Raw genomic sequence first — 21,591 nt, forward strand, 5'->3', positions numbered from 1 at the left:
CAAGTCTTGTCCGAGGGTTATGGCGGAACTAGAAGGAACGCCGCGCCTGTCGGGGCGCAGTATATCAGGGTGCAGAATGAATCGCAGGGTTACGAAGGCGATATTCCCGGTGGCGGGGCTTGGAACACGGTTCCTGCCGGCCACCAAATCGATCCCGAAAGAGATCATGACGCTCGTCGATCGGCCGTTGATCCAGTATGCGATCGACGAGGCGCGCGCGGCGGGGATCGAGGAGTTCATCTTTGTCACCTCGCGCGGCAAGGGTGCGCTTGAGGATTACTTCGACCATGCGCACGAACTTGAGGCGAACCTCGAGCGCGCGGGCAAGAAAGACCTTCTCGACATCCTGAAATCGACCAACATGGATTCGGGCGCCATCGCCTATGTCCGCCAGCACAAGGCGCTTGGCCTTGGCCATGCCGTCTGGTGCGCGAGCCGCCTGATCGGCGACGAGCCGTTCGCGGTCCTTTTGCCAGACGACGTGATTGCCGCCGAAAAGCCCTGCCTGCAGCAGATGGTCGAGGCCTATCAGGAAACCGGCGGCAACATGGTTGCCGCGATGGAGGTTCCGGCCGAGAAAGCCTCGTCCTACGGCGTGCTCGACATCCGCGAGGATATGGGCGCGCTCGTATCGGTCAAGGGCATGGTCGAAAAGCCGAAGGCGGCGGAAGCGCCGTCGAACCTTGCGGTGATCGGCCGCTACATCCTGTCGCCGGGCGTTCTGCGCAACCTCGAAGCCAAGCAGCAGGGCGCGGGCGGAGAGATCCAGCTGACCGACGCGATCGCCCGCGAAATCGCCACGTCGAACAATGTCTATGGCTACCGCTTCCGTGGCCAGCGCTTCGACTGCGGATCGAAGGCAGGCTTCCTGCAGGCGACGGTTGCCTTCGGGCTTGCGCGGGCCGAGCTTCGTGACGAGTTCCAGCAATTCCTTCTCGAAATGACAGCCATGCGGAAGGCTGCCGAATAAGCAGGGCTCGATGCCACGACCAATTCTGGTGACCGGTGGGGCCGGCTATGTCGGCTCTCACGCTTGCAAGGCGCTTGCGCGTGCGGGTTATCTGCCGGTGACGTTCGACAGCCTGGTCACCGGCTGGCGCGACGCTGTGAAGTTCGGCCCGTTCGAGGAAGGCGATCTTGCCGACCGCGCGCGGCTCGACGAGGTTTTCGCCAAATGGCGACCCGAAGCAGTGATGCATTTCGCCGCCCTGTCGCTGGTCGGCGACGCGATGCGCGACCCGGGGCGGTACTGGCGCGCCAATGTCCTTTCCTCGCTCAATCTCATCGAGGCGGCGGTGGCGGCTGACTGCCGCCAGTTCATCTTCTCGTCGACCTGCGCTGTCTACGGCGATCAGGACGGCGTTGTCCTGAACGAGGACACAGCGGCCCAGCCGATCAACGCCTACGGCAAGTCGAAATATGCCATCGAGCAGATGCTGGGCGATTTCGCCGCCTCCCACGGCCTGAGGCCGGTGATCTTTCGCTATTTCAACGTGGCGGGCGCCGATCCGGATGGCGAGGTCGGAGAGTTCCACCGGCCCGAAACCCATCTTATTCCCCTGATGCTCGACGCGGTGGACGGGCAGCGCCCGGCGCTCACCGTCTTTGGCACCGATTATCCGACGGTGGACGGCACCTGCATCCGCGACTATGTGCATGTGATGGATCTGGTGGATGCACATGTCGGGGGCCTGAGGTGGCTGGAGAGCGGCGGAGCACCGCGCATCTTCTGCCTGGGCAGCGGCAAGGGCTTTTCGGTGCGCGAGGTGATCGATCAGGCCGGGACGGTGACGAACCGCGCCGTGCCCGTCACCTATGGCGACCGCCGGGCGGGCGATGCGGTGAGTCTTGTCTGCGGATCGGAACGGGCGATGCGCGACCTGCGCTGGACGCCCGCGCGCTCGACCATGAAAGAGATGATCGCCGATGCCTGGCGCTGGCATCAGTCGGGCCACTATGACCGATAGGCCACCGCTTCGCATTCTCGACATCACGCGCCTCGTGGCGCGCGCTGACGGCGGGCCGCTGACCGGCATCGACCGGGTGGAGCGCGCCTATCTGAAGGGGCTGATCGCTGCGCACGCGCCCTTCTACCTGGCGAGCCGTGCCGCCCTTGGGTGGCTGCTGATCGACGGGGCGGACGCGCGCAAGGTTCTCGGCTGGATCGACAATGTGGCGAGCCTGCCCACGCCCGGCCTCGCCGGGCGCATCCTGTCCGGCCCGCGCCGGACCCCCGCGCTTGAAGCCGCGCTGCGCGAGATCGCCGTCGCGCGCCTCAGGCCGGGCGCGCTGCCAGGCTGGCTCAAGCGCCGCGCCGAGGGCAAAGGCAGTTGGATATCGGTCGGCCACATGAACCTCGCCGACCGGACCCTGCGCAACGCCCGCAAGGCCGGGCTGCAGACGGCCGTGATGCTGCATGACGCGATACCTCTCGACCATCCCAACTGGTCTGCGACCGGCGCGACCGAACGGTTTGCTGCAGCTCTGGAAGGTGCTGCCAGCCAGGCCGACGTCATCTTCTGCCCCTCGCAGTCGGCGGCAAGGCGCCTTGCGCTGCATATGCAGCCCGAAGGCAAGGTGCTGGTCGCGCCATTGGGCGTCGAATGCGCCGAGGCCGATGCCGCGCTGATCCCGGCGAGCTTCCGGCCCGAACATGCAAGCTTCGTCTGCCTCGGCACGATCGAGCCGCGCAAGAACATCGGCCTGCTTCTCAATGTCTGGACGCAGCTTCAGGCGCATCTGCCCGCGGCCTCCGTCCCGCACCTCCATCTGGTCGGCCGCCGGGGCTGGGGCAGCGATGCGCTGCTCGGTCATCTCGCGCGGTCCTCGCTCCACGGTCGCTACATCTTCCAGCACACGGGCCTGCCCGACGCAGCGGTCGCGGCCATGCTGGTGAAATCCCGCGCGCTTCTGGCGCCCAGCCGGGCCGAAGGTTTCGGTTTTCCACCGGCCGAGGCGGCCGCCATGGGGGTTCCAGTGATCGCGACCGACCTGTCGGTGACGCAGGAAGTGATCGGCCATTATGCCACCTACCTGCCGCCCGACGATCCGCAGGCCTGGGTCGAGGCGATCCTGCCGCTGTCTGCCCCCGGCAACAGACGCGCACCTTTGGCGCTGCCCGACTGGACAGAGCATTTCAACCTGGTCTTTAATCACATCTGATAGCCGTTGCGCTGAACGAACGACGGGCCGGGGAAATCGAGTGAGGGTCTGGGAGAGATACCGTCTGCGTCTGACCCGCAAGCGCCTGCGCTTTCGCGCATTCCGCAAGCGGCGTGAACTGACGCCGGTGAAGGACCGGACCCGCCAGATCGGCAGGCAGGCGATCCTGCTTTTCTCGACGGTGCGCAACGAACGGCCGCGCCTGCCTTTTTTCCTCACCTATTACCGGACGCTCGGCATCAATCACTTTCTGTTCGTCGACAACGGATCGGACGACGGGACGGCGGACTATCTGGCCGCCCAGCCCGATGTCTCGCTCTGGACCACGCGCCGCAGCTATCAGAAGGCGCGGTTCGGCGTCGACTGGATGAACCACCTTCTGCGTCGGCACGGCACCGGACACTGGACGCTGACCGTCGATGTCGACGAATTCTTCACCTATCCCTATTGCGATACCCGCCCCATCCGCGCCCTGACCGACTGGCTGGATTCCTACGGCGTCCGCTCGTTCCCCGCGATGCTTCTCGACATGTATCCCAAAGGGCCGGTCGGCGCGCGGACCTATGCCGAGGGCCAGAACCCGTTCGAGATTGCCGATCATTTCGATAGCGGCAATTACATGATCTCGCGCAATCCGCTTTATGGAAACCTCTGGATCCAGGGCGGGCCCAGGGCGCGCACCTATTTCGCCGGCGCGCCAGAAAACGCCCCTGCGCTGAACAAGATCCCGCTGGTCAAGTGGCACCGGACTTACACCTATGTGAATTCCACCCACATGCTTCTGCCGCGCAGCCTGAACCAGACCTTCGATACCGAAGGCGGCGAGATGACGTCCGGTTGCCTGATGCATGCGAAATTTCTGTCGCTCTTCCCGGTGAAGGTTCAGGAAGAGGCGGCGCGTCGAGAGCATTTCGGCCAAAGCCGCGAATACCGGGCCTATGCGGCCGATGACGCAGCATCCGTCGATTTCTGGTGCCCCTTCAGCGAGAAGTTCATCAACTGGCGGCAACTGGAAATCCTTGGCCTCATCTCGAAGGGCAGCTGGGCATGAGCGTCGGCGTCATCATGCTCTGCCACACCGCCCTGGGCCGCGCCGCCGAAGTGGCGCGATTCTGGGCGGAAGGCGGCTCTCCCGTGGTCGTCCATGTCGATGCCCGCGTGTCGGAAAAGGCGGTCGGCGAATTCCGGGCCACGCTCTCGGACCTGCCGCAGATCAGCTTTTCGCGGCGCTTTCCCTGCGAATGGGGCACCTTCGGCCTTGTCGCCGCAACCCTTGAAGCCGCGACGGACATGCTGGCCCGCCATGGGAACGTCAGCCATGTCTACCTCGCCTCGGGCTCGTGCCTGCCGCTGCGGCCACACCGGGAACTGACCGACTATCTGCAGGCGCACCCGAGGACCGATTTCATCGAAAGCGTCACCACCGAGGACGTGCCCTGGATCGTCGACGGGCTGGCGCAGGAACGGTTCACCTTGCGCTTTCCTTTCGCCTGGCGCACGCAACGGCGGCTTTTCGACGGCTATGTCCGCCTTCAAAGGCGGCTGGGCGTCAAGCGGCGCATCCCCGCGGGGATCGAGCCGCATATGGGCTCGCAATGGTGGTGCCTCACGCGCCGCACGCTTTCCTCGATCCTCGAAGACCCGCGCCGGGCGGAATATGACCGCTATTTTCGCCGGGTCTGGATACCCGACGAAAGCTATTTCCAGACACTGGCGCGGCTTTATTCGACCAGGCTCGAAAGCCGGTCGCTGACCCTGTCGAAGTTCGACGTCACCGGCAAGCCGCACACATTCTATGACGACCATCTGCAACTTTTGCGGCGGTCGGACTGTTTCGTTGCCCGCAAGATCTGGCCCCAGGCCGAAATCCTCTATCGCACCTTCCTCGCCCCGCAGGCCGAAGGCCAGCCCCGCACCGAACCGCAACCCGGCAAGATCGACCGCCTTTTTGCCCGCGCGGTCGAGCGCCGCCGCCACGGGCGCCCGGGGCTTTACATGCAAAGCCGCTTTCCGGCGCGCGACCGCGAAAACGGCAAGACCTGCGCGCCCTATTCGGTCTTTCAGGGCTTTTCCGACCTCTTCGAGGATTTCCCGAGCTGGCTGACCAAATCGTCGGGCAGCCGGGCGCACGGCCATCTGTTTGCCCCGACGGGCGTCGAGTTTGCCGGCGGCGATCCGGTCTTCGAAGGGGCCCTGCCGTCGGTCGCGGCGCTAAGAGATTACAATCCGCGCGCGTTCCTCACCAACCTTCTGTGGAACACGCGCGGCGAGCGGCAATCCTTCCAGACCAGCCCGCGCGATCTGCAGGCGCTGAACGAATTCATCGCAACCGATGCGAATGCGCAGGTTTCGGTCATTTCCGGCGCCTGGGCGATCCCGCTCTATCTGTCCGACGCGGCCTTTGCCTCGGTCCGGGCCGAGGCCGCGCGGCTTCAGCAGATCGAGACCCTGCATCTGGCACTTCTGCGTTCGGCCGAGGTGAAGGCGCGGGTGCGGATATGGACACTCGCCGATTTCCTCGAAAGTCCGATGGAACATCTTCAGGCCATCGTCGACGAGATCGCGCCACGCGCGCCGCGCTCGATCAGCGAAGTGCCGCGTATGGTCGATCTGTCGGGCTTTCCCCAGTTCCTGCAGAACCTCAAGAACCAGGGCATGCAGCCGACGCTCGTCGGCGATTTCCCGATGGTTCTGGGCGACGCGCCGCGCGGTCCGGCACGCGGGCGGCCCTATCTGGTGCGCTAGGGCATGGCACGCTTCACCAGCTTCGTGATCCTCGCCGCCATGCGGACCGGATCGAATTTTCTGGAAGAAAGCCTGAATGCCGTGCCTGGTCTTGCGTCGCATGGCGAGGCCTTCAATCCGGTTTTCATCGGTTTTCCCAAGCGCGAGGAACTTTTCGGCATCTCAATGGCAGCACGCGATGCCAATCCCGGGGCGCTGATCGATCTGATCCGCCGCGCGCCGGGTCTGAACGGGTTCCGGCTTTTCCCTGATCACGATCCGCGCGCGCTCGACCTCGTGCTGGCCGATCCTTCCTGCGCCAAGATCATTCTCAGCCGGAATCCGGCGGAAAGCTATGTCAGCCTCGGAATCGCGCGGGCAACGGGGCAGTGGAAGCTCGGCAATGTGCGCCGCCGGAAAGAGGCGCGCATCAGATTCGATGAGGCGGCTTTCCACGCCTATCTCGACGAACTGGGGACATTCCAGTCAACGGTCAGACAAGCGCTGCAGACCAGCGGACAGACCGCCTTTCACCTGACCTACGGCGATCTCGGCGACGAGGAGGTGATCCGCGGCCTTTGCCGGTTTCTTGGCGTCGATGGCGAGGCGGCGAAGCCTGCGCGCAGCATCGTGCCGCAAAACCCCGGGCCGCTGACCGACAAGGTGACCAACCCGCGTGAGATGACCTCAGCGCTTGCGCGTCTCGATCCTTTCGGCCTGTCGCAGGCGCCAAGCTTCGAAGTCACCCGTGGCCCGCAGGTCCCGACCTTCATCGCTGCCAAGGCACCGCTGCTGTTCCTGCCGATTCCCGGCGGCCCGTCGACCACGGTCGATCGCTGGCTTTCGGCCTTCGGGCCCACAGAAACCGGATTCACCCAGAAGACGCTCAAGGACTGGATGCGCAGCCATCCGGAACTCCGCCGCTTCACCGCCCTTCGCCACCCTCTCTTGCGGGCCTTCGCGGCGTTCGAAAATTTCCTCGGGCCCGGGTTTGACAGCGCGACACGGCAGCAGATTTCGCGGAATTACAAGATCGCGGTGGCGCCCACATCGGAGGCCTTCGCCGGCTTCCTCGGCTTTCTGAGGGCCAACCTCAACGGTCAGACCCCGCACAGGACGGCGCCGGGCTGGGCCAGCCAGAGCGCGATGATCAATGGTTTCCAGCAGCTCTACGCGCCCGATCTCGTCGCGCGCGAGGACCGGATCGAAGCTGCGCTCGGCTATCTCTGCGCGGACCTCGGGCTTTCTACGCCAAGGTTCGAGGCCGAGGATGACCTGGCGAAGCGGCTGAGCGCGCTCGGCCGGAAAGACGAGCTGAACGCAGCCGCCCGTCAGGCCTATGCGCGCGATTATCTGGCTTTCGGCTTCGGCGACTGGGCGTAGGCCGCCTCAGGCCGCCTGTATCGACCGCAGATCGGTCAGAACCGCATGCAGGGCTGCAGGATCGCTGTTCTGGCGCAGCTTGATGCGCGTCTGCTCCTCGCGCAGCGTGCGCGAGACGGTCGCGAGCGCCTTCAGATGTTCGACGCCCGCATCCTTCGGCGCGAAGAGCGCGAAGATCAGATCGACCGGCACGCGATCGACCGAATCGAAATCGACAGGCCGTTCGAGGCGGATGAAGACCCCGGCCATCTTCTCAAGCCCGTCGAGGCGCGCATGCGGCAGCGCGACGCCGTTGCCGACCCCGGTCGGACCAAGCGTCTCCCGCTCCTGCAAGGCGTCGAAGGTTGCGTCGCCGTCCAGCCCGTAGACGGCCTGGGCGATGTCGCCCAGGTCCTGGAAGAGCCGCTTCTTGCTTGCGGTGCCGGCCATGACCCGCACCGCATTCGCGCTCAGGAAGCTCGATAGGTCCATTCCACCTGTCCTCGTCGGGCCGCCCGTCAATTGCGACCGGCCGGATCGATCCAGCCAACATTGCGATCCTCGCGACGGTAGACGACATTGACCCTACCGTGCTTTTCATTGCGGAAGACGAGAAACGGCGCGCCCACCAGTTCCATCTGCATCACCGCCTCGCCGACCGAAAGCGAAGGGATCTTCGTCTCCGTCTCGGCGATGATGATCGGTTGCAGCGATGCGCCGTCTGCTTCTTCCGCCTCGTCTTCAGCGGCGAGCACATACATGGGCGCCTCGTCGAATTCAACCGGTGCCCTGCGGTCACGGTGATGATCGCGCAGACGGCGCTTGTAGCGGCGCACCTGCTTGTCGAGCCGCTCTCGCGCGGCCTCGAACGCCTCGTAGACTTCGTGCGCCTGGCCGCGCGAAGCGACATGGAGGCCGGTCGACAGATGTACCGTCACCTCGCACAGGTAAGTACTCGCGTCCCGCGCGAAAACGATCGTCGCATCGGTCGGCCGCTGGGCATATTTCTCGAGCGTCTCAGTAAGCTCGGACTTCACATGGGTCTGCAGGGCCTCGCCCACATCCATCTGCCTGCCGCTGATCTGATAACGCATCATTGCCTCCTGTGCGTGAAAAGGGTGCCTTCTCGGTCCACCTCTTGCCGGGTGTCCGGAAAGTCTGGTCTTGGGGAAATTCGGGCCTTGCACCGGGGCGATCCGATCGGCTCGGGACGGGGCCGGATGGGTCGCGCAAACGGGGGCGGTGGGATTGGGCATTTGTGATATTTGGCGCCAGTTCTGCCGCTTCTGTCAACGGCTTCCTTTTCGACATAGGCGCGGAATGCGGCACCGCAAGGGCGAGGGGCGCGACCGCAGGGCCGAAAAATCTTCGCGAAGATTTTTCGGCGGCAACCGGCCGACAGGGATCAGGAGATGCGGAAATTCTGGCCGAGGTAGACGCGTCGGACATTCTCGTCGCGCACCACCTCGTCGGCAGTGCCGCTCATCAGCACCACGCCGTCATGCAGGATATAGGCGCGGTCCACGATCTCCAGCGTCTCGCGGACATTGTGATCGGTGATCAGCACGCCGATCCCGCGTTCCTTCAGGTCATGCACCAATGTGCGGATATCGCCGACCGAGATCGGATCGACCCCGGCGAACGGTTCGTCCAAGAGCAGATATTTCGGGTCCGCCGCCAGGCAGCGCGCGATCTCGACCCGCCGCCGCTCACCGCCCGACAGGGCCATCGCGGGCGCACGGCGCAGATGTTCGACCGAAAAGTCCGAGAGCAGCTCCTCCAGCCGCTCACGCCGCTTGTGCGGGTCGCTCTCGGCGATCTCCAGCACCGCGAGGATATTGTCCTCGACCGACAGACCGCGGAAGATCGACACTTCCTGCGGCAGATAGCCGATGCCGAGGCGCGCGCGGCGGTACATCGGCAGGCCGGTCACCTCCTGCCCGTCGATCATCACCTGGCCCGCGTCGGGCGTGATCAGCCCGGCGATATTGTAAAAGCAGGTGGTCTTGCCCGATCCGTTCGGGCCGAGAAGCGCCACCACCTCGCCGCGCGCCAGATCCAGCGACACATCGCGGATCACCGGGCGCCGCCGGTAACTTTTCCGCAGGTGCCGGACTTTCAGCCCCTGGCCGCCTTCGGCAAGGGTAAGCGTCGGGGGCGCCATGTCAGTTCCCCGCCGGCTGCAGGATGGTCTTCACCCGCCCCTGCATGCGGCCGGTGCCCGCGTCGATATCGACGATCAGCTTCTGCCCGGTCATCACATCGCCATTCTGGGTCAGGACGACATTGCCGGTCAACTCGAGTTCCCGCGTGGCGAGGAAATAGATGCCATGCTCGGCCTTCGCCGCCTCGACCGGCGTCGACAGAAGCACATTGCCATCGGCGATCAGCCGGTCGATCTTCGTCCGGTCGCCTTCGACATATTCCACGGTCAAGAGGTCGGACGACAGGCGCAGGTCGCCCTGAACCGCCTGAACATTCCCTTTGAAGACCGCCTGGTTGTCCTTCTGGCTGACCTCGAGCAGGTCGGCGGTGATCTCGACCGGCTTGCCCGCCTCGCCCTTGAGCCCGGAGAAGGCCACTGGCGCGCCGCCTTGCGTCTCTGCCAAGCTTGCGCCCGCCGCCGGAATGACCGCCAGCGCGCAGAGTGCAGCGAAAAGCATGTGTCGCATCGTGACCCTTCAGTTCTCAGGCCTGTATATCAGGCGGACCGCGCCTTTGAAAACCAGCAGTTGCTCACCCGCAGGACCGGAAATCCTGACTTTCTCTGACGAAATCGTGCCCAGGGGCGCCTTGCCGCGCACATCGCCCTCGGCAACGATGTCAGTTCTGTCGAGCGGCCCCTCCATCGTCCTTGCGCGAAGGTCGTAGCCATTATCGGTCAGGACCGTCACTTCGCCCTCCAGATGCAGCCGCTGGGCGATCTGATCCATGGTCGCGGTGCGGGCGCTGACAGTGACTTTCCCGCCATCCTCAAGGTCATAGACCGCGAGGACATTCTCGGCCGTTGCGGGGTCTTCCGGGGTCGGTCCCGGCCGTGCGCTGTCGGCCACCACGCGGATCGCGGTGCCGTCTTCGGTCACCGTCGAATAGGCGGGCGCGGTCAGGCGCGGGTCATTGGCCAGCGCGTTGATATCAACCTCGGCATAGGGCAGCGCCCCCTCGAAATCGATCCGGCGGGCAAAGAGAAAAAGCGTCGACAGGATGATCAGCGCCACGATCGGCAGCGCGATCTTCAGCCAGAAGATCACGCGCGAATAGCCCGATAGCGCCGCCGCCATGGCTCAGACCACCCCGGCGCGGAAGCAATCGTGAATGTTGAGGATGCCCTCGGGCGCACCCGAGGTGCCCAACACGAAAAGGCAGGTGATCTTGCGCTCCTTCATCAGCGCCAGCGCCTGTTCGGCCAGCGCCCCGGCCGCGATCGTCTGCGGGGCGCGCGTCATGATCTCGCCCGCGCTGTGACCCAGAAGCCCGTCCATATGCCGTCTGAGGTCGCCATCGGTGACGATCCCGATCAGGCGCCCGGCGGCGCCCACGACACCGGCCACGCCAAAACCCTTGCGCGTCATTTCCAGAAGCACGTCCGCCATCGGCAGGTCTTCGGCAACGATCGGCATCGCTGCGCCGACATGCATCAGGTCGCCGACCTTCAACAGCTTCGCGCCAAGCTTGCCGCCCGGATGGAAGGTGCGGAAATGATCGGGCGTGAAGCGTCGGTGCTCCATCAGCGCGACTGCGAGCGCATCGCCAAGCGCCAGCGTCATCGTGGTCGAGGTGGTGGGCACGATGCCGGTGCCGCAAGCCTCTTCCGCCTGCGGCAGAAGGATCGCCACATCGGCCTGGGTCAGCAGGGTCGAACCGTCGCGGCTTGCCACGCCGATCAGCGGAATGCCGAAGCGCCGGGTATGGGCGATGATATCGGAAAGCTCCGGCGTCTCGCCCGAGTTCGACAGAACCAGCGCCACATCGCCCTCGGTCACCATGCCCAGATCGCCGTGGCTTGCCTCGGCCGGATGGACATACTGGGCGGGCGTGCCGGTCGAGGCGAGCGTCGCGGCGATCTTGCGTCCGACATGGCCCGACTTGCCCATGCCCGACACGATGACCCGGCCCTTTGCGGCAAGGATCAGATCGACCGCCGCCGCGAAAGAGGGGCCGAGTGTGGTGCCAAGCGCCGCGAGGCCCCGCGCCTCAAGCTCGATCACGCGGCGGGCGGTCGCGAGGAATGTCTCTTGGTCGGTCATGTCAGTGCCTGAAAATGTCCGTCTCGTCGCCCCAGCCCAGGAGGTCAAGCTCGGCCCGCCGCGGCAGGAAATCGAAGCAGGCCTGCGCCAGCCCGGTCCGCCCCTCGCGTTCCAGAAGCTTGTCCAACTCTGCCTTCAGCCGGTGCAGATAGAGGACGTCCGAGGCCGCATAGTCGCGCTGCGCCTCGCTGAGCGTTTCCGCGCCCCAGTCCGACGTCTGCTGCTGCTTGGAAATGTCGATGCCCAGCAGCTCCTGCAACAGGTTCTTCAGCCCGTGCCGGTCGGTGAAGGTCCGCACCATCTTGGCCGCGATCTTGGTGCAATAGACCGGCTGCGTCGTGACCCCGAAGGCCGCCTTGAGGGCGGCAATGTCGAACCGGCCGAAATGGAAGAGCTTCAGCACTTTGCGGTTCTTCAGAAGCTTTTCGAGATTCGGCGCCCGGCGCTGTCCCGGTGCGATCTGCACCAGATAGGCCTTGCCGTCCCCAGAGGACAGCTGGACCAGGCACAACCGGTCGCGTCGCGGGTCAAGCCCCATCGTCTCGGTATCGATCGCGACCACGGGGCCGAGGTCAAGGCCATCGGGCAGGTCGTTGTGGAACAGTTCAGTGGTCATGAGATTCTCATTCGTCAATAACAGCGTGCTGCCGAGCGCATGGTACAAGCGACCCATCCCCGCCGACCAGTCCTCTGCCGAGCCACCCCTGCCGGTTTCGGGCAGCCCCAGCGAGACGGGCAAACCATCGGCAGGCATGCTGTTGCTCGTAGCGAGCGCATGGCTGTTTGGCAACTCCGCGAAGGTCGGTTTGGCCGTTGGCCGCCAGCGACGGCAGCTTTTCTGTGCCAAGCCCCGGCTGCGCCTTCGACTGTCCGCCCCGCTGATCCACCAGGCCAGCTGCGCAGAATGAGCCTTGCGCACCGTGCCACGCCGTAGTAGGGCCGGGGCCGAGAAGCGTGCCGGTGTAGCTCAGCTGGTAGAGCACGTCATTCGTAATGATGGGGTCGGGGGTTCGAGTCCCTTCACCGGCACCACGCTTCCAAGGCCTGATCCCGCGATTGTCGAAGCTTGCACGGGGCGCCGTCAGCCCGTCACCCTAGCTTTGGTGTCGCCGCGCCATCATCCAGATGAAGAAGACCCCGCCCACAAGGCCGGTGACCACTCCGATCGGCATGTCCTCGGGCGCCACTGCTACGCGGGCAAGAGCATCCGCCCAGATCAGGAATAGCGCCCCCGCCAGCGCCGACGCGGGCATGACCCGGGCGTTGTCGCCGCCGACCACCAGCCGGACAAGGTGTGGCATCATCAGTCCGACAAAGCCGATCAGCCCGGAAAAGGCGACCATGACCCCGGTTATCAGCGCCGCCGCGACAAAGACGGTCAGGCGAAAGCGGCTGACCTCGATCCCCAGGCTTGCGGCCGTCTCGTCGCCAAGGCTCATGGCATTCAGTCGGCCCGCCTGCGCCCAAAGCCACAATCCGCAAGGGACTAGCACGGCCAGGGGCCAGATCAGTTGGCTCCATTGCGCAAGGCCAAGCCCACCGAGCATCCAGAAAACGACGGTATGGGTGGCCCGCGGGTCGCCAAGGAAGATCAGGATGTTGGCACCTGCCATGATGATGAAGCTGACCGCGACGCCTGCCAGCACCAGCCGGTCGGCGCTGCCGGCCCCTGCCAGCCTAGCGACGCCAAGGACAAGCAGTGTAGCCAGCAATGCGCCGCCGAAAGCCATCAGCGGCACGGTCAGCAGGCCAAGAAACATCCCGGTATGCAGCAGAGCGGCAATAGCCCCGAAGGCCCCGCCAGACGAGATGCCCAGAAGATGCGGGTCGGCGAGCGGATTGCGTGTGACCGCTTGCAGCGCCGCCCCCACGAACCCCAGCCCTGCCCCCACGAGCCCGGCCAGGATCACGCGGGGAAAGCGGATTTCCCAGACGATGGTCTCGTGCCCCGCGCTCCAGTCCGACATGACAAGGCCGGGGGCAAGTCTCTCCAGTGCGACGCCCCAGACCGTGTCCGGCGGGATGGCAACCGCTCCGACCGACACTGCCAGGACGATGGACAGCACCAGAACCGCCGCCACGCCAAGGGTAATGCCAGTGCCTGTCCCGATCCGCCGGGCAAATGTCGGGGCGACAGCCTCGGTCATCGGTCAGTTGCCCCAGAAGCCAGCGACCAGCTTTTCCACCGCCTTGATGTTGCGGGGACCGGGCGTCGCCTCGACATATTCCAGCACGACGAAACGGTCATTCTTGACCGCGTCGATGTCGGATAATGCGGGGTTCGCCTTCATGAAGGCGATCTTCTGCTCGGCCGTTACCTCACCATAGTTCACGATCACCACCACCTCGGGGTTGCGCTCGACCACCGGCTCCCAGCCGATCTCGGCCCAGCTTTTCTCCAGGTCGGCCATGATGTTGACCCCGCCCGCCGCTTCGATCATCGCGGTCGGCATCGCATAGGCGCCAGCGGTGAAAGGGGCCTTCTCGCCACTGTCGTAGACAAAGACCCTGAGGGGCGCGCTGCGGTCGACAGTCGCCGTTACCTCGGCCAGCCGGGCCTGCCAGCCGTTGACCAGTTCCTCGGCCTTCGCCTCGACCCCGAAGATTTTCCCAAGGTTCAGGATGTCGTTGTACATGTCATCCATGCTGGATCTGGCCTTGGGGCCGATATGGATGCAGCTTTCCGTCAGCTCGTAGACGGCAATATCGAAGGCGGCGAGGGTTTCGGGCGTCACCTCGCCACCTACCTTCATGCCGTAGTTCCACCCGGCAAAGAAGAAGTCGGGCTCGGCCGCCGCCAGAACCTCCTTGGTCGGATACCTGGCCGACAGTTCGGGCAGTTCCACGACATCCGCGCGCATTTCCTCGTCCAGAGTCTTCCAGCCCGAAATGCCGGTGTAGCCGACCATCCGCTCGCGCAGGCCGAGGACCAGCATCATCTCGGTCAGGTTCACATCGTTGGAAATCGCGCGGGTGGGCGCGGCGTCGAAGGTCACGTCGCGGTCGCAGCTTTGCACGGTGACGGGAAAGGCAAAGGCAGCGGTTGCAGAGAGAAGCAGGGCGGCAAGTGAAAGACGGATCATGTCTTGGTCCTTGTTTGGTCAGAGATGGAAGGAAAAGCGCGGGGCCTCACCCGTCCGGTCGATGCGCGCGCGGACGTTGAAGGCTTGGGCGAGGGTCGCCTCGGTCAGGGTGGTATTGGGCGGGCCGTCGGCGAGGATGCGACCCTCGCGCAGGATCAGAACACGGTCGGCAAATTCTGCGGCCAGCGTCAGGTCATGCAGCGTGGCGATGACTGTCAGGCCCAGACCCTTGAGGAGGGCCAGCAACTCCAGCTGGTGGCGGATATCGAGGTGGTTGGTCGGCTCATCCAGCACGATGACACGCGGCTCCTGTGCCAGGGCACGCGCCACCATCACCCGCTGACGTTCGCCCCCCGACAGCGTGCCGAAGGCGCGCTCGGTCATCGCGCCAAGATCCATCCGGCGCATTGCCGCGGCAATGATCGCGGCATCTTCGCCGCCGGCGGTCGAGAGACCCGCCCCCCAGCCCCGCCGGTGCGGCAAGCGGCCAAGTGCCACGATCTGCCTCGCCGTCAGGGCAAAGTCGGTCGGTTGTTCCTGCAAGACGGCCGCCAGATGGCGCGCAGCCTCGGCCGCGCGCATCAGCCAGATATCCTTGCCCATCAGGCGCACCGTGCCGCGACGGGGGGGCTGATGGCGGTAAATCAGTCGCAGAAGCGAGGATTTGCCCGCGCCATTGGCCCCGCAGATCGCCATGATCTGGCCCTGCGGCACGACAAAACTGATTTCCGACAGAATATCCTCGCGCCCCCGGGGCCCCCAGGACGCGCCGTCAACCTCGACGACGTTCATCGAATGGCACCGTCGCGGGTGACGATGACTGCCGCCGGGATGCGGGCAAGGGTGTTGTCGCACAGCTGCGGCGGGCAGTCGCGGCCCGACATCCAGCCATCATGCTTCGCTGCGTAAAGGCGCGAGAATTCGACCAGATCATCCATCGGCCGGGCCGGGTCGATAGCGCCGAAAAGCCATGTCGCCTTGGCCGTCGCGCGCCAGCCCACAACGCACGGCGCGCCATGCTCCGTCACGCAGCCTGCCAGACAGGCCGTGCCTGTCACTTCGAAATCCTCAGCCAGACCCGCCGCCGCAATCGCCGCACGCAGGCGTTTCGCCAGGGCAAAGCCCGGCCCGCAACTGCTGCCCTCGTGCTTGCAGGCCTTGCACACCAGGATCTGGTGCGGCGCAGACTGCGCCACAGAATAGAACGGCGTCGTCGTTCCCCTTGCAGCGCGGCGCCGCTTCAAACTGTCCATCGCATGCTCCTTCCGGGACACCCCGCCCGGGTCAGTTTCCGCTTGCGATGGCAGGTCTCCTGACTCGCGGGTCTTTGCGCACCCCGCCTTCCCGGCCCTTTCGGGCCAGTGGCATCGGGGGTTGCTCGCCGCCTACAGTTGCGGGGGCAGTCACGGCTTGGGCGGCTGATGCCTACACCCGACCCGTATTCCCTTTTCACCCGGCCGCGCGTGGTTTGGCCGGGAACCATCACGGTCAAGCTGCCTCCCTCTGGCGCCGCGGTCAAGCCATGAACCGACCGGGCGGCACAGGGGAACGACATTGCATGCCCTCGCGATTCGGTTTGCAGTCGTTTGCTGTGACATGACATTCGCGGCCACATCCCCCCTGCCGCCGCTGTTGCCAAATCTCCTGCGGGACCTTTGGGGGCAGAATGCTCTTTCATGCCACGACCTGACCCCTTCAATCCGAATAAACGGTCAGACCGTGACCGGCAGACTGGGGATGACCCCATTTGCGGTCGAGCTTCAGCGGTAAAATATCGTGAATCCGGTCGTGCGGTGGCGAACTTGTGTAGGCTGGTCGAAAGGCGGCACTTCAAGGCGGGAGGGGCGACGATGGGCTATGCTTGGGACGAGATAGGCGCGGGCGAGACAGAGAGTGAGGCAGCACTCGACAAGATCAATCCCTATGAGGACTGGGAGAAGGTGACCAGGCCGGATGGCGGTCCGGATTCACTGACTCCAGACCAACAGCGGTGGCAACCGGTCTATGTGATGCTCCAGAGCCGTCCTTTGTCCTATCAGGATAGCGCGACTGCTTTGCTGGCGGCTGTACATCCAGGCACTGTTGCCATCGGCCAGGACACGCAAGAGATGCTGGAGCAGGTCAAGAACCACCCGGCCAAAGCGAACAACCCGGTTCCGGAGCATCTGTTGCGGTTCTTCCTCTTCCGGCCCGAAGGCGAAGCCTACTCTGACATCGCAGACGGCCAGCCGTTGCCCTACGAGGTGATCGAGGTCGGCCCGGCGATCCCTGGCGCCTTCGTGGACCAAACCGCGACTGTCCCTCTTCGCGACCGGGTCGTTTCGAAAGGCCGGCGCGCGGCCGGAACCGAAGTGGTGACCGCAGTGATCGACGATATAATGGGCATCGCCAACGAGCGCTTCCGCGCCAGCCCGACAGAAAGCCGCTTTCGCTATTTCTGGGCGCAAAGCCTGCCGAGCATGACGACCCGCAGCGGCCCTACGGGACCCTACGTCTATCCGGTCATCGGGACGGAGTGGGAAAAGAAGACTATCGATGCGTTCCTGGCAGGGTCGGCAAGCGAGGAGGACTTCTACCGCATACTGTTTCCCGGCGGTTTGCAGATGCTGTTTCCCGTGGAAAGGGGCGGTGCAGCAAGCAATATCTACGACCCGGAGTACCGCCGTCCGATTGGATTCGCCGCGACCCACGGCACGCATGTCGCTGACCTGGCCGCCGGCTGTCCGATGGGCAGCCAGACAGGGCGGCCCATCGTCGGCGTTCAGCTGCCGCAGCTGGCCACGTTCGAAACCTGGGGGGCGCGGCTCGATCTGTTCATCCTGATGGCGGTCCATCGCATCCTGCATCTGGCAGACAATTGGGATCAGGGCGGTACCACCGTCTTCGCTCCCGTCGTCATAAACGTCAGCTACGGAACGTTGGCCGGGCCGAAGGACGGCAGCGGCTTTCTGGAGGCGGAGATCGCCCGGCTGGTGCGCTTGCGCAACCGTCGGGGCTATCCAACCGCCGTGGTTTTGCCCACGGGCAACGGCTACAGGGCGCAGACACATGCCGAGATGCGTCTTGCAAGAGGGCAGCAGCGCTCTGTCACGCTGCGTGTACAGCCCGAGGACCAGTCGGTGAGTTTTCTGGAGTTGTGGATAGACGGTCTTCGCGATGCCCGCCTGACCTTCGCGCCGCCTGTCGGTCCGGACCAGCGAATTTCCCTGTCCCCGAATGTTCCCGCTGTCTGGGACTGGAAGCGGAACGGTACCACGGTGGGGCGGCTCTATGTTCAGCCGCGTGGTGCGCGCACCCGGGTGATCGTCGCGCTTTGCCCGACGCTTAACCACGCCGACCCCGCACACACCGCGCTGCCCGGCGCCTACCGGATAACGATTGCGAACCGAGGCGCGGCGCACCTGATCGCTCTCTTCGACGTGCAGCGAGACGATACGCCCTCGTCTTTTCCGATCTTCGGCCGCCAGGCCTATCTCGACCATGAAACGGTCGACGGACTTGACCCCGAGACCTTTCGCTATGATCTGCCGCGCGCCGGAAGCCCGATCCAGCGACGGGGCACACTGTCGGCCCTGACCACCGCGAACGACCCTAACGTGATCATCGTCGGCGGGGCGTTCGATCGTGATGGGCTGCCCCGCGATGAGCTGCGCGCCGCGCTCTATGCCGGATCCGGGCCGACTGCAGGCCGGTCTGCTCCCGATCTTGCAGCAGTCAGCGAAGAAACCCGCAGCCATCCAGGCATACTTGCGGCCGGAACCTTTTCGGGATCAGCAGCGATCTTTGCCGGTACAAGCACCGCCGCCCCGCAGGTGACCCGGGCCATTGTCGACCAGTGGAGCCTCTTGCCAGGCGTGACACAGGTGGACCTCAACGCGCTGGTGGCACGGCCGGTACGGCCCCCGCTCCGGCCGCAGCTTGGCCGGGGCATTCTGGCCTTCCCGCCGGATCGGACCCGTCAGGCACGCCGCTTGCCAGACTGATCGCGCGCGCCGCTACTTCGGCCATTCGCCGTCGGCCATTCGCCAGAACTCCGCGAGGATCGCGCTGGTCGGGTCCTTTGGCGAAGCGGGCGAGGCCGGAACCCGACGATCCGGGGGCAAGCCGTCGCCCAGCCAGTCGAGGTCGAAATCTTCCGCGCAGTTGAACTGCGGGGCTGCGTGGTTGTTCAGGTTCGGGACGACGAGCACCGCCCTTCTTTTCCGCGCGCCGGTCGCAAGGCCGAAAAGATGTTCGCCCAAGCAGCAACCGAGAACCGCACCGGCGGCGGAATCAACCGGGAAATGCACGCCTGCGACCGTCCGGTTGGCGGCGATCCGGCTGGCCAGCCGGAAGGGCTGATCCCGATCGCTGATCCCTTTGCGCGGGCCCTCGCCGGTCATCAAACGGTGCATGACCGTTGCCACGGCGAACGCTTCGGTCGCGTGGCCGCTGGGATAGCTTGAATGATCCGGCGTTTGGACGATCGGCTGCAGTTGCGGCGCGAAGTCGATCGGGCGCGGAGAGCGGCAGATGTGCTTTACCTTCATCTCGATATGAATGCAGAAGCGCACCGTCGCCTCAAGCAGTTCAAGCGTGCGCAACCGTCGCTGGTCGTCGATCAGCCCAAGCGCCCCGTAGAACGACAAGATGTCATCCTGTTGCAGATGAATCTCGGGCAGGCGGTCGTCGCGCAGGTCAGCGTAGGACCGCAGCCATTTCAGCTGCGCCTCGAACATGGCGACATTCGGTTTGGCAATACTGCACAGCAGCCCCGACCCGCTGCGCCGTTTTACTTCTGCGGTTCCGCCCCCGCCCGCAACCTCGATCGATCCGAACAGTTCGTGATCGAGCATGAGGCCGCGGGTCGAATACCGCAGGTAGAGTATCTCGTGATCGTGGGCTGGGCTGTCCCCGCCGAGATAGAGATTGACCGCGTTCTTGCGGTCGCCATCCCAGAACCCGGCGATGCCGTCGTGGGTTACAGTCAGGGCGGCATTCAGAAGCGACGAGCTTTCGCCGCCGGCATGGTCGAACAGGTCGCCTTCTCCGGATCGACCGGACCGGCCCGATCTGCCGGACCGTCCCGACCTTCCCGAACGGCCCGAACGGCCGGATCTGCCAAATTCACTCATCGTGCCCTCCCCAAGCGGTTCTATGTCCGATGCTCCGGTTTTGGCGGATCACGTCAACTCGCCAGTCTGCTGTCAGGTGGATTTTACGCAAAAATGACGCTAGGGTAGGTCATTGACCGGAAGAAGCGCCGGACAATGAACGGTCTGTGGTGGGGTTCAGGCTTGGGTGGCTAATTGGACGGTTTGGCTGATCCCAAAGGGGAGGAGAAGCTCAGGCTACATCTGTTTGGAGTATTTCGGCTCGAAACAGCGGCCGGGCAGGACCTAACTCCGAAAGGCGCCAAGACCTGCGGGATGCTGGCGCTGCTTGCCTGTGACGCGCTCAGGCCGAAGGCGCGGACCTGGCTGCAGGACAAACTGTGGAGCAACCGGGACCGCGATCAGGGAGCGGCGAGCCTTCGCCAGGTGCTCAGCCAGCTGCGACGCGACCTTGGCCCGAATGCAGATATCTTGCAGATTGGGCGCACCCGGGTCGCTCTCGATCCGGTCAGGATCGACGTGATCGCGGATCCGGGGAACGGTCGCCGCGAGTTCCTGGAAGGCATGGATGTTCGTGACCCGGAATTCGAAAGCTGGCTCAGCAGCGAACGCAGCGCCTTCGCCCGGCCCACGCCAGAGCCGGGAGGGGCAGTAGGCAGCGCGGCGGGCCGGGCGGCGGACGGGGCGCTGGCCGCGCCCGGATTTGCGGCACCGGACCGCACGCGCGTCGTTCATTTGCTGGCCCACACCAGTCGCGACGGGCCGGAGCGGCTGTTCGAGACCCTGTTCATTGACTGTCTGGAACGCAGCCTGTCGGAAACACTTGTGGCCGAGATCTATCGCCATCCACCGCTGGTCGATCAGCCCGCGCAGATCGTGGTTGCGGTGCAAGCCTACATGGCAGGCCCCGGCGAAATAGGCCTCAGGCTCGCGGTCGAGGAAGGGGCGACGCGACGCGCTGTCTGGTCGGGGCGGCGGATAGTGCGCATGAACGGCGCGCCGCCGGTCGATCATCTCGACATCCTGTCTTTCGTGACCGAAACGACAGAGGCGGTGGCGGATGCGCTGGTCCTTCGGGTGCGTCGACAGTGCGAGACCGCGGACGCAGCCGTGCTGGGCCGTATCGCCGTGCGCAAGATCTTCTCGATGAGGCCGGCCGAGGTGGCGCAGGCGGATGTGCTTCTTGCGCAAGCCTACGCGCTCGATCCGCGCGCCGTCTTCCTGGCATGGCGTGTACAGTTGCGCGTCATTCAACGCATGGAACGGCATATTCCCGAGGACGATATCGAACACGATGGTCTTGTGCGATTGATCAGCGAAGCGCTTGATCTTGAGCCAACCAATTCCCTTGTCCTGTCTGCGGCCGCCAATTCCATGGTGCTGGTCGAAGATGACTTGCCCGCCGGTGTCGACCTGGCGCGGCGCAGCCTGGCGCTGAACACCGCCAACCCCTTCGCCTGGGATTGCCTGAGCATCGCTCTCTTGATGGACGGCAAGGCGGAAGAGGCGCATCGCCTCCAGATGCGGGCCTGTACGCTTGCGGCGCGGTCGCCCATCCGCCACTTCTGGGACATGGGGGCCTGTCTGACATCGGTGGTGACCGGGCGCCATGATGCGGCATTGCGCTTGGCACAGGCCGCGTCGGTCATGGTGCCGGATTTCCGGCCGCCCCTGCGCTATATGGCCGCGCTACACGCCGCGCGGGGCGAAGCCGACCGGGCCGCGACGGCGCTAGAGCGGCTCGGCCGGGCCGAGGCCGACTTTTCTCTGGACCGCATGCTCGAGGATCGTTCCTACCCCGTCGCCGCCCTGCGCCGAAGCGGGCTTCTGTCCAATCACCGCCTGCGCGACCTTCTCTGACCTCGGGAATCAATTATTTCGCCGCCAGAGCGCGGAATTACCTGCGGATTCACGATCGAT

The 21,591-nt window shown here is 64.9% G+C and carries 20 protein-coding genes, 1 tRNA gene and 1 riboswitch; of the genes, 9 read left to right on the top strand and 12 right to left on the bottom strand.

The window, feature by feature from the left end:
* The first annotated feature begins 76 nt into the window (after positions 1–76).
* Genes galU through P0645_RS11450 form a run of 6 tightly spaced genes read left to right on the top strand, consistent with a single transcriptional unit; the run spans position 77 to position 7,269 of the window.
* Positions 77–970: a UTP--glucose-1-phosphate uridylyltransferase GalU gene (galU, locus tag P0645_RS11425; protein ID WP_284164706.1), complete on the top strand. Its 894-nt coding sequence runs from the start codon at positions 77–79 to the stop codon at positions 968–970.
* A 10-nt stretch (positions 971–980) separates the two neighbouring features.
* The gene (gene galE / locus P0645_RS11430) at positions 981–1,967 is read left to right on the top strand and encodes a UDP-glucose 4-epimerase GalE (protein ID WP_284164707.1); all 987 of its coding nucleotides are present in this window, start codon (positions 981–983) and stop codon (positions 1,965–1,967) included.
* Positions 1,957–3,162 (top strand): glycosyltransferase family 4 protein, encoded by a 1,206-nt coding sequence (locus tag P0645_RS11435; protein WP_284164708.1) that lies wholly within the window; start codon positions 1,957–1,959, stop codon positions 3,160–3,162. The genes galE and P0645_RS11435 overlap by 11 nt, the downstream gene beginning before the upstream one ends.
* Positions 3,163–3,202: 40 nt before the next feature.
* Positions 3,203–4,213 (top strand): glycosyltransferase family 2 protein, encoded by a 1,011-nt coding sequence (locus P0645_RS11440; protein ID WP_284164709.1) that lies wholly within the window; start codon positions 3,203–3,205, stop codon positions 4,211–4,213.
* Positions 4,210–5,907 carry a DUF5927 domain-containing protein gene (locus P0645_RS11445; RefSeq protein WP_284164710.1) on the top strand — a complete coding sequence of 566 codons (1,698 nt, stop codon included), beginning with the start codon at positions 4,210–4,212 and terminating at the stop codon, positions 5,905–5,907. Before P0645_RS11440 ends, P0645_RS11445 begins: the two co-directional genes overlap by 4 nt.
* 3 nt (positions 5,908–5,910) lie before the next feature.
* Positions 5,911–7,269 (top strand): nodulation protein NodH, encoded by a 1,359-nt coding sequence (locus P0645_RS11450; protein WP_284164711.1) that lies wholly within the window; start codon positions 5,911–5,913, stop codon positions 7,267–7,269.
* Positions 7,270–7,275: 6 nt separating this feature from the next.
* On the opposite strand, the gene P0645_RS11455 is transcribed toward P0645_RS11450, so the two are convergent.
* The 7 genes from P0645_RS11455 to P0645_RS11485 form a co-directional block, all read right to left on the bottom strand.
* On the bottom strand, positions 7,276–7,740 hold the full coding sequence (locus P0645_RS11455; RefSeq protein ID WP_284164712.1) for a PTS sugar transporter subunit IIA: 465 nt from the start codon (positions 7,738–7,740) through the stop codon (positions 7,276–7,278).
* Positions 7,741–7,766: 26 nt separating this feature from the next.
* Entirely contained in the window at positions 7,767–8,342 is a 576-nt protein-coding gene (gene hpf, locus P0645_RS11460; protein WP_284164713.1) for a ribosome hibernation-promoting factor, HPF/YfiA family, read from the bottom strand.
* A gap of 311 nt (positions 8,343–8,653) precedes the next feature.
* Positions 8,654–9,412: an LPS export ABC transporter ATP-binding protein gene (lptB, locus tag P0645_RS11465; RefSeq protein WP_284164714.1), complete on the bottom strand. Its 759-nt coding sequence runs from the start codon at positions 9,410–9,412 to the stop codon at positions 8,654–8,656.
* A gap of 1 nt (position 9,413) precedes the next feature.
* A complete protein-coding gene (lptA, locus tag P0645_RS11470) occupies positions 9,414–9,920 on the bottom strand; it encodes a lipopolysaccharide transport periplasmic protein LptA (protein ID WP_284164715.1) in 507 nt (168 codons plus the stop codon).
* 9 nt (positions 9,921–9,929) lie between these two features.
* Positions 9,930–10,529 carry a hypothetical protein gene (locus tag P0645_RS11475; protein WP_284164716.1) on the bottom strand — a complete coding sequence of 200 codons (600 nt, stop codon included), beginning with the start codon at positions 10,527–10,529 and terminating at the stop codon, positions 9,930–9,932.
* Positions 10,530–10,532: 3 nt separating this feature from the next.
* Entirely contained in the window at positions 10,533–11,495 is a 963-nt protein-coding gene (locus P0645_RS11480) for a KpsF/GutQ family sugar-phosphate isomerase (protein ID WP_284164717.1), read from the bottom strand.
* Position 11,496: 1 nt separating this feature from the next.
* Positions 11,497–12,111 carry a ribonuclease D gene (locus P0645_RS11485; RefSeq protein WP_284164718.1) on the bottom strand — a complete coding sequence of 205 codons (615 nt, stop codon included), beginning with the start codon at positions 12,109–12,111 and terminating at the stop codon, positions 11,497–11,499.
* 340 nt (positions 12,112–12,451) lie between these two features.
* On the opposite strand from P0645_RS11485, the gene P0645_RS11490 reads away from it, so the two are divergent.
* Positions 12,452–12,527, top strand: a tRNA-Thr gene (locus P0645_RS11490).
* 62 nt (positions 12,528–12,589) lie between these two features.
* On the opposite strand, the gene P0645_RS11495 is transcribed toward P0645_RS11490, so the two are convergent.
* The 4 genes from P0645_RS11495 to P0645_RS11510 are packed head-to-tail and all read right to left on the bottom strand — an operon-like array spanning position 12,590 to position 15,831.
* A complete protein-coding gene (locus P0645_RS11495) occupies positions 12,590–13,642 on the bottom strand; it encodes a FecCD family ABC transporter permease (protein WP_284164719.1) in 1,053 nt (350 codons plus the stop codon).
* A 3-nt stretch (positions 13,643–13,645) separates the two neighbouring features.
* Positions 13,646–14,578, bottom strand: coding sequence for an ABC transporter substrate-binding protein (locus P0645_RS11500; RefSeq protein WP_284164720.1), 933 nt, complete (start codon positions 14,576–14,578; stop codon positions 13,646–13,648).
* 18 nt (positions 14,579–14,596) lie between these two features.
* Positions 14,597–15,370: an ABC transporter ATP-binding protein gene (locus P0645_RS11505; protein WP_284164721.1), complete on the bottom strand. Its 774-nt coding sequence runs from the start codon at positions 15,368–15,370 to the stop codon at positions 14,597–14,599.
* On the bottom strand, positions 15,367–15,831 hold the full coding sequence (locus tag P0645_RS11510) for a DUF1636 family protein (RefSeq protein ID WP_284164722.1): 465 nt from the start codon (positions 15,829–15,831) through the stop codon (positions 15,367–15,369). Before P0645_RS11510 ends, P0645_RS11505 begins: the two co-directional genes overlap by 4 nt.
* A 32-nt stretch (positions 15,832–15,863) precedes the next feature.
* A riboswitch (cobalamin riboswitch) is annotated at positions 15,864–16,077 on the bottom strand.
* Between the two features lie 351 nt (positions 16,078–16,428).
* On the opposite strand from P0645_RS11510, the gene P0645_RS11515 reads away from it, so the two are divergent.
* Positions 16,429–18,561 carry a S8/S53 family peptidase gene (locus P0645_RS11515; protein ID WP_284164723.1) on the top strand — a complete coding sequence of 711 codons (2,133 nt, stop codon included), beginning with the start codon at positions 16,429–16,431 and terminating at the stop codon, positions 18,559–18,561.
* 12 nt (positions 18,562–18,573) lie between these two features.
* On the opposite strand, the gene P0645_RS11520 is transcribed toward P0645_RS11515, so the two are convergent.
* Complete coding sequence (locus P0645_RS11520; RefSeq protein WP_284164724.1) at positions 18,574–19,692, bottom strand: phosphatase PAP2 family protein; 1,119 nt, start codon at positions 19,690–19,692, stop codon at positions 18,574–18,576.
* A gap of 294 nt (positions 19,693–19,986) precedes the next feature.
* Between P0645_RS11520 and P0645_RS11525 the strand changes: the two genes are divergently transcribed.
* On the top strand, positions 19,987–21,531 hold the full coding sequence (locus tag P0645_RS11525; RefSeq protein WP_284164725.1) for an AfsR/SARP family transcriptional regulator: 1,545 nt from the start codon (positions 19,987–19,989) through the stop codon (positions 21,529–21,531).
* Positions 21,532–21,591 lie beyond the last annotated feature (60 nt).

It is taken from the genome of Frigidibacter sp. SD6-1 (assembly GCF_030143255.1).
Taxonomy (GTDB): Bacteria; Pseudomonadota; Alphaproteobacteria; order Rhodobacterales; family Rhodobacteraceae; genus TMP-24.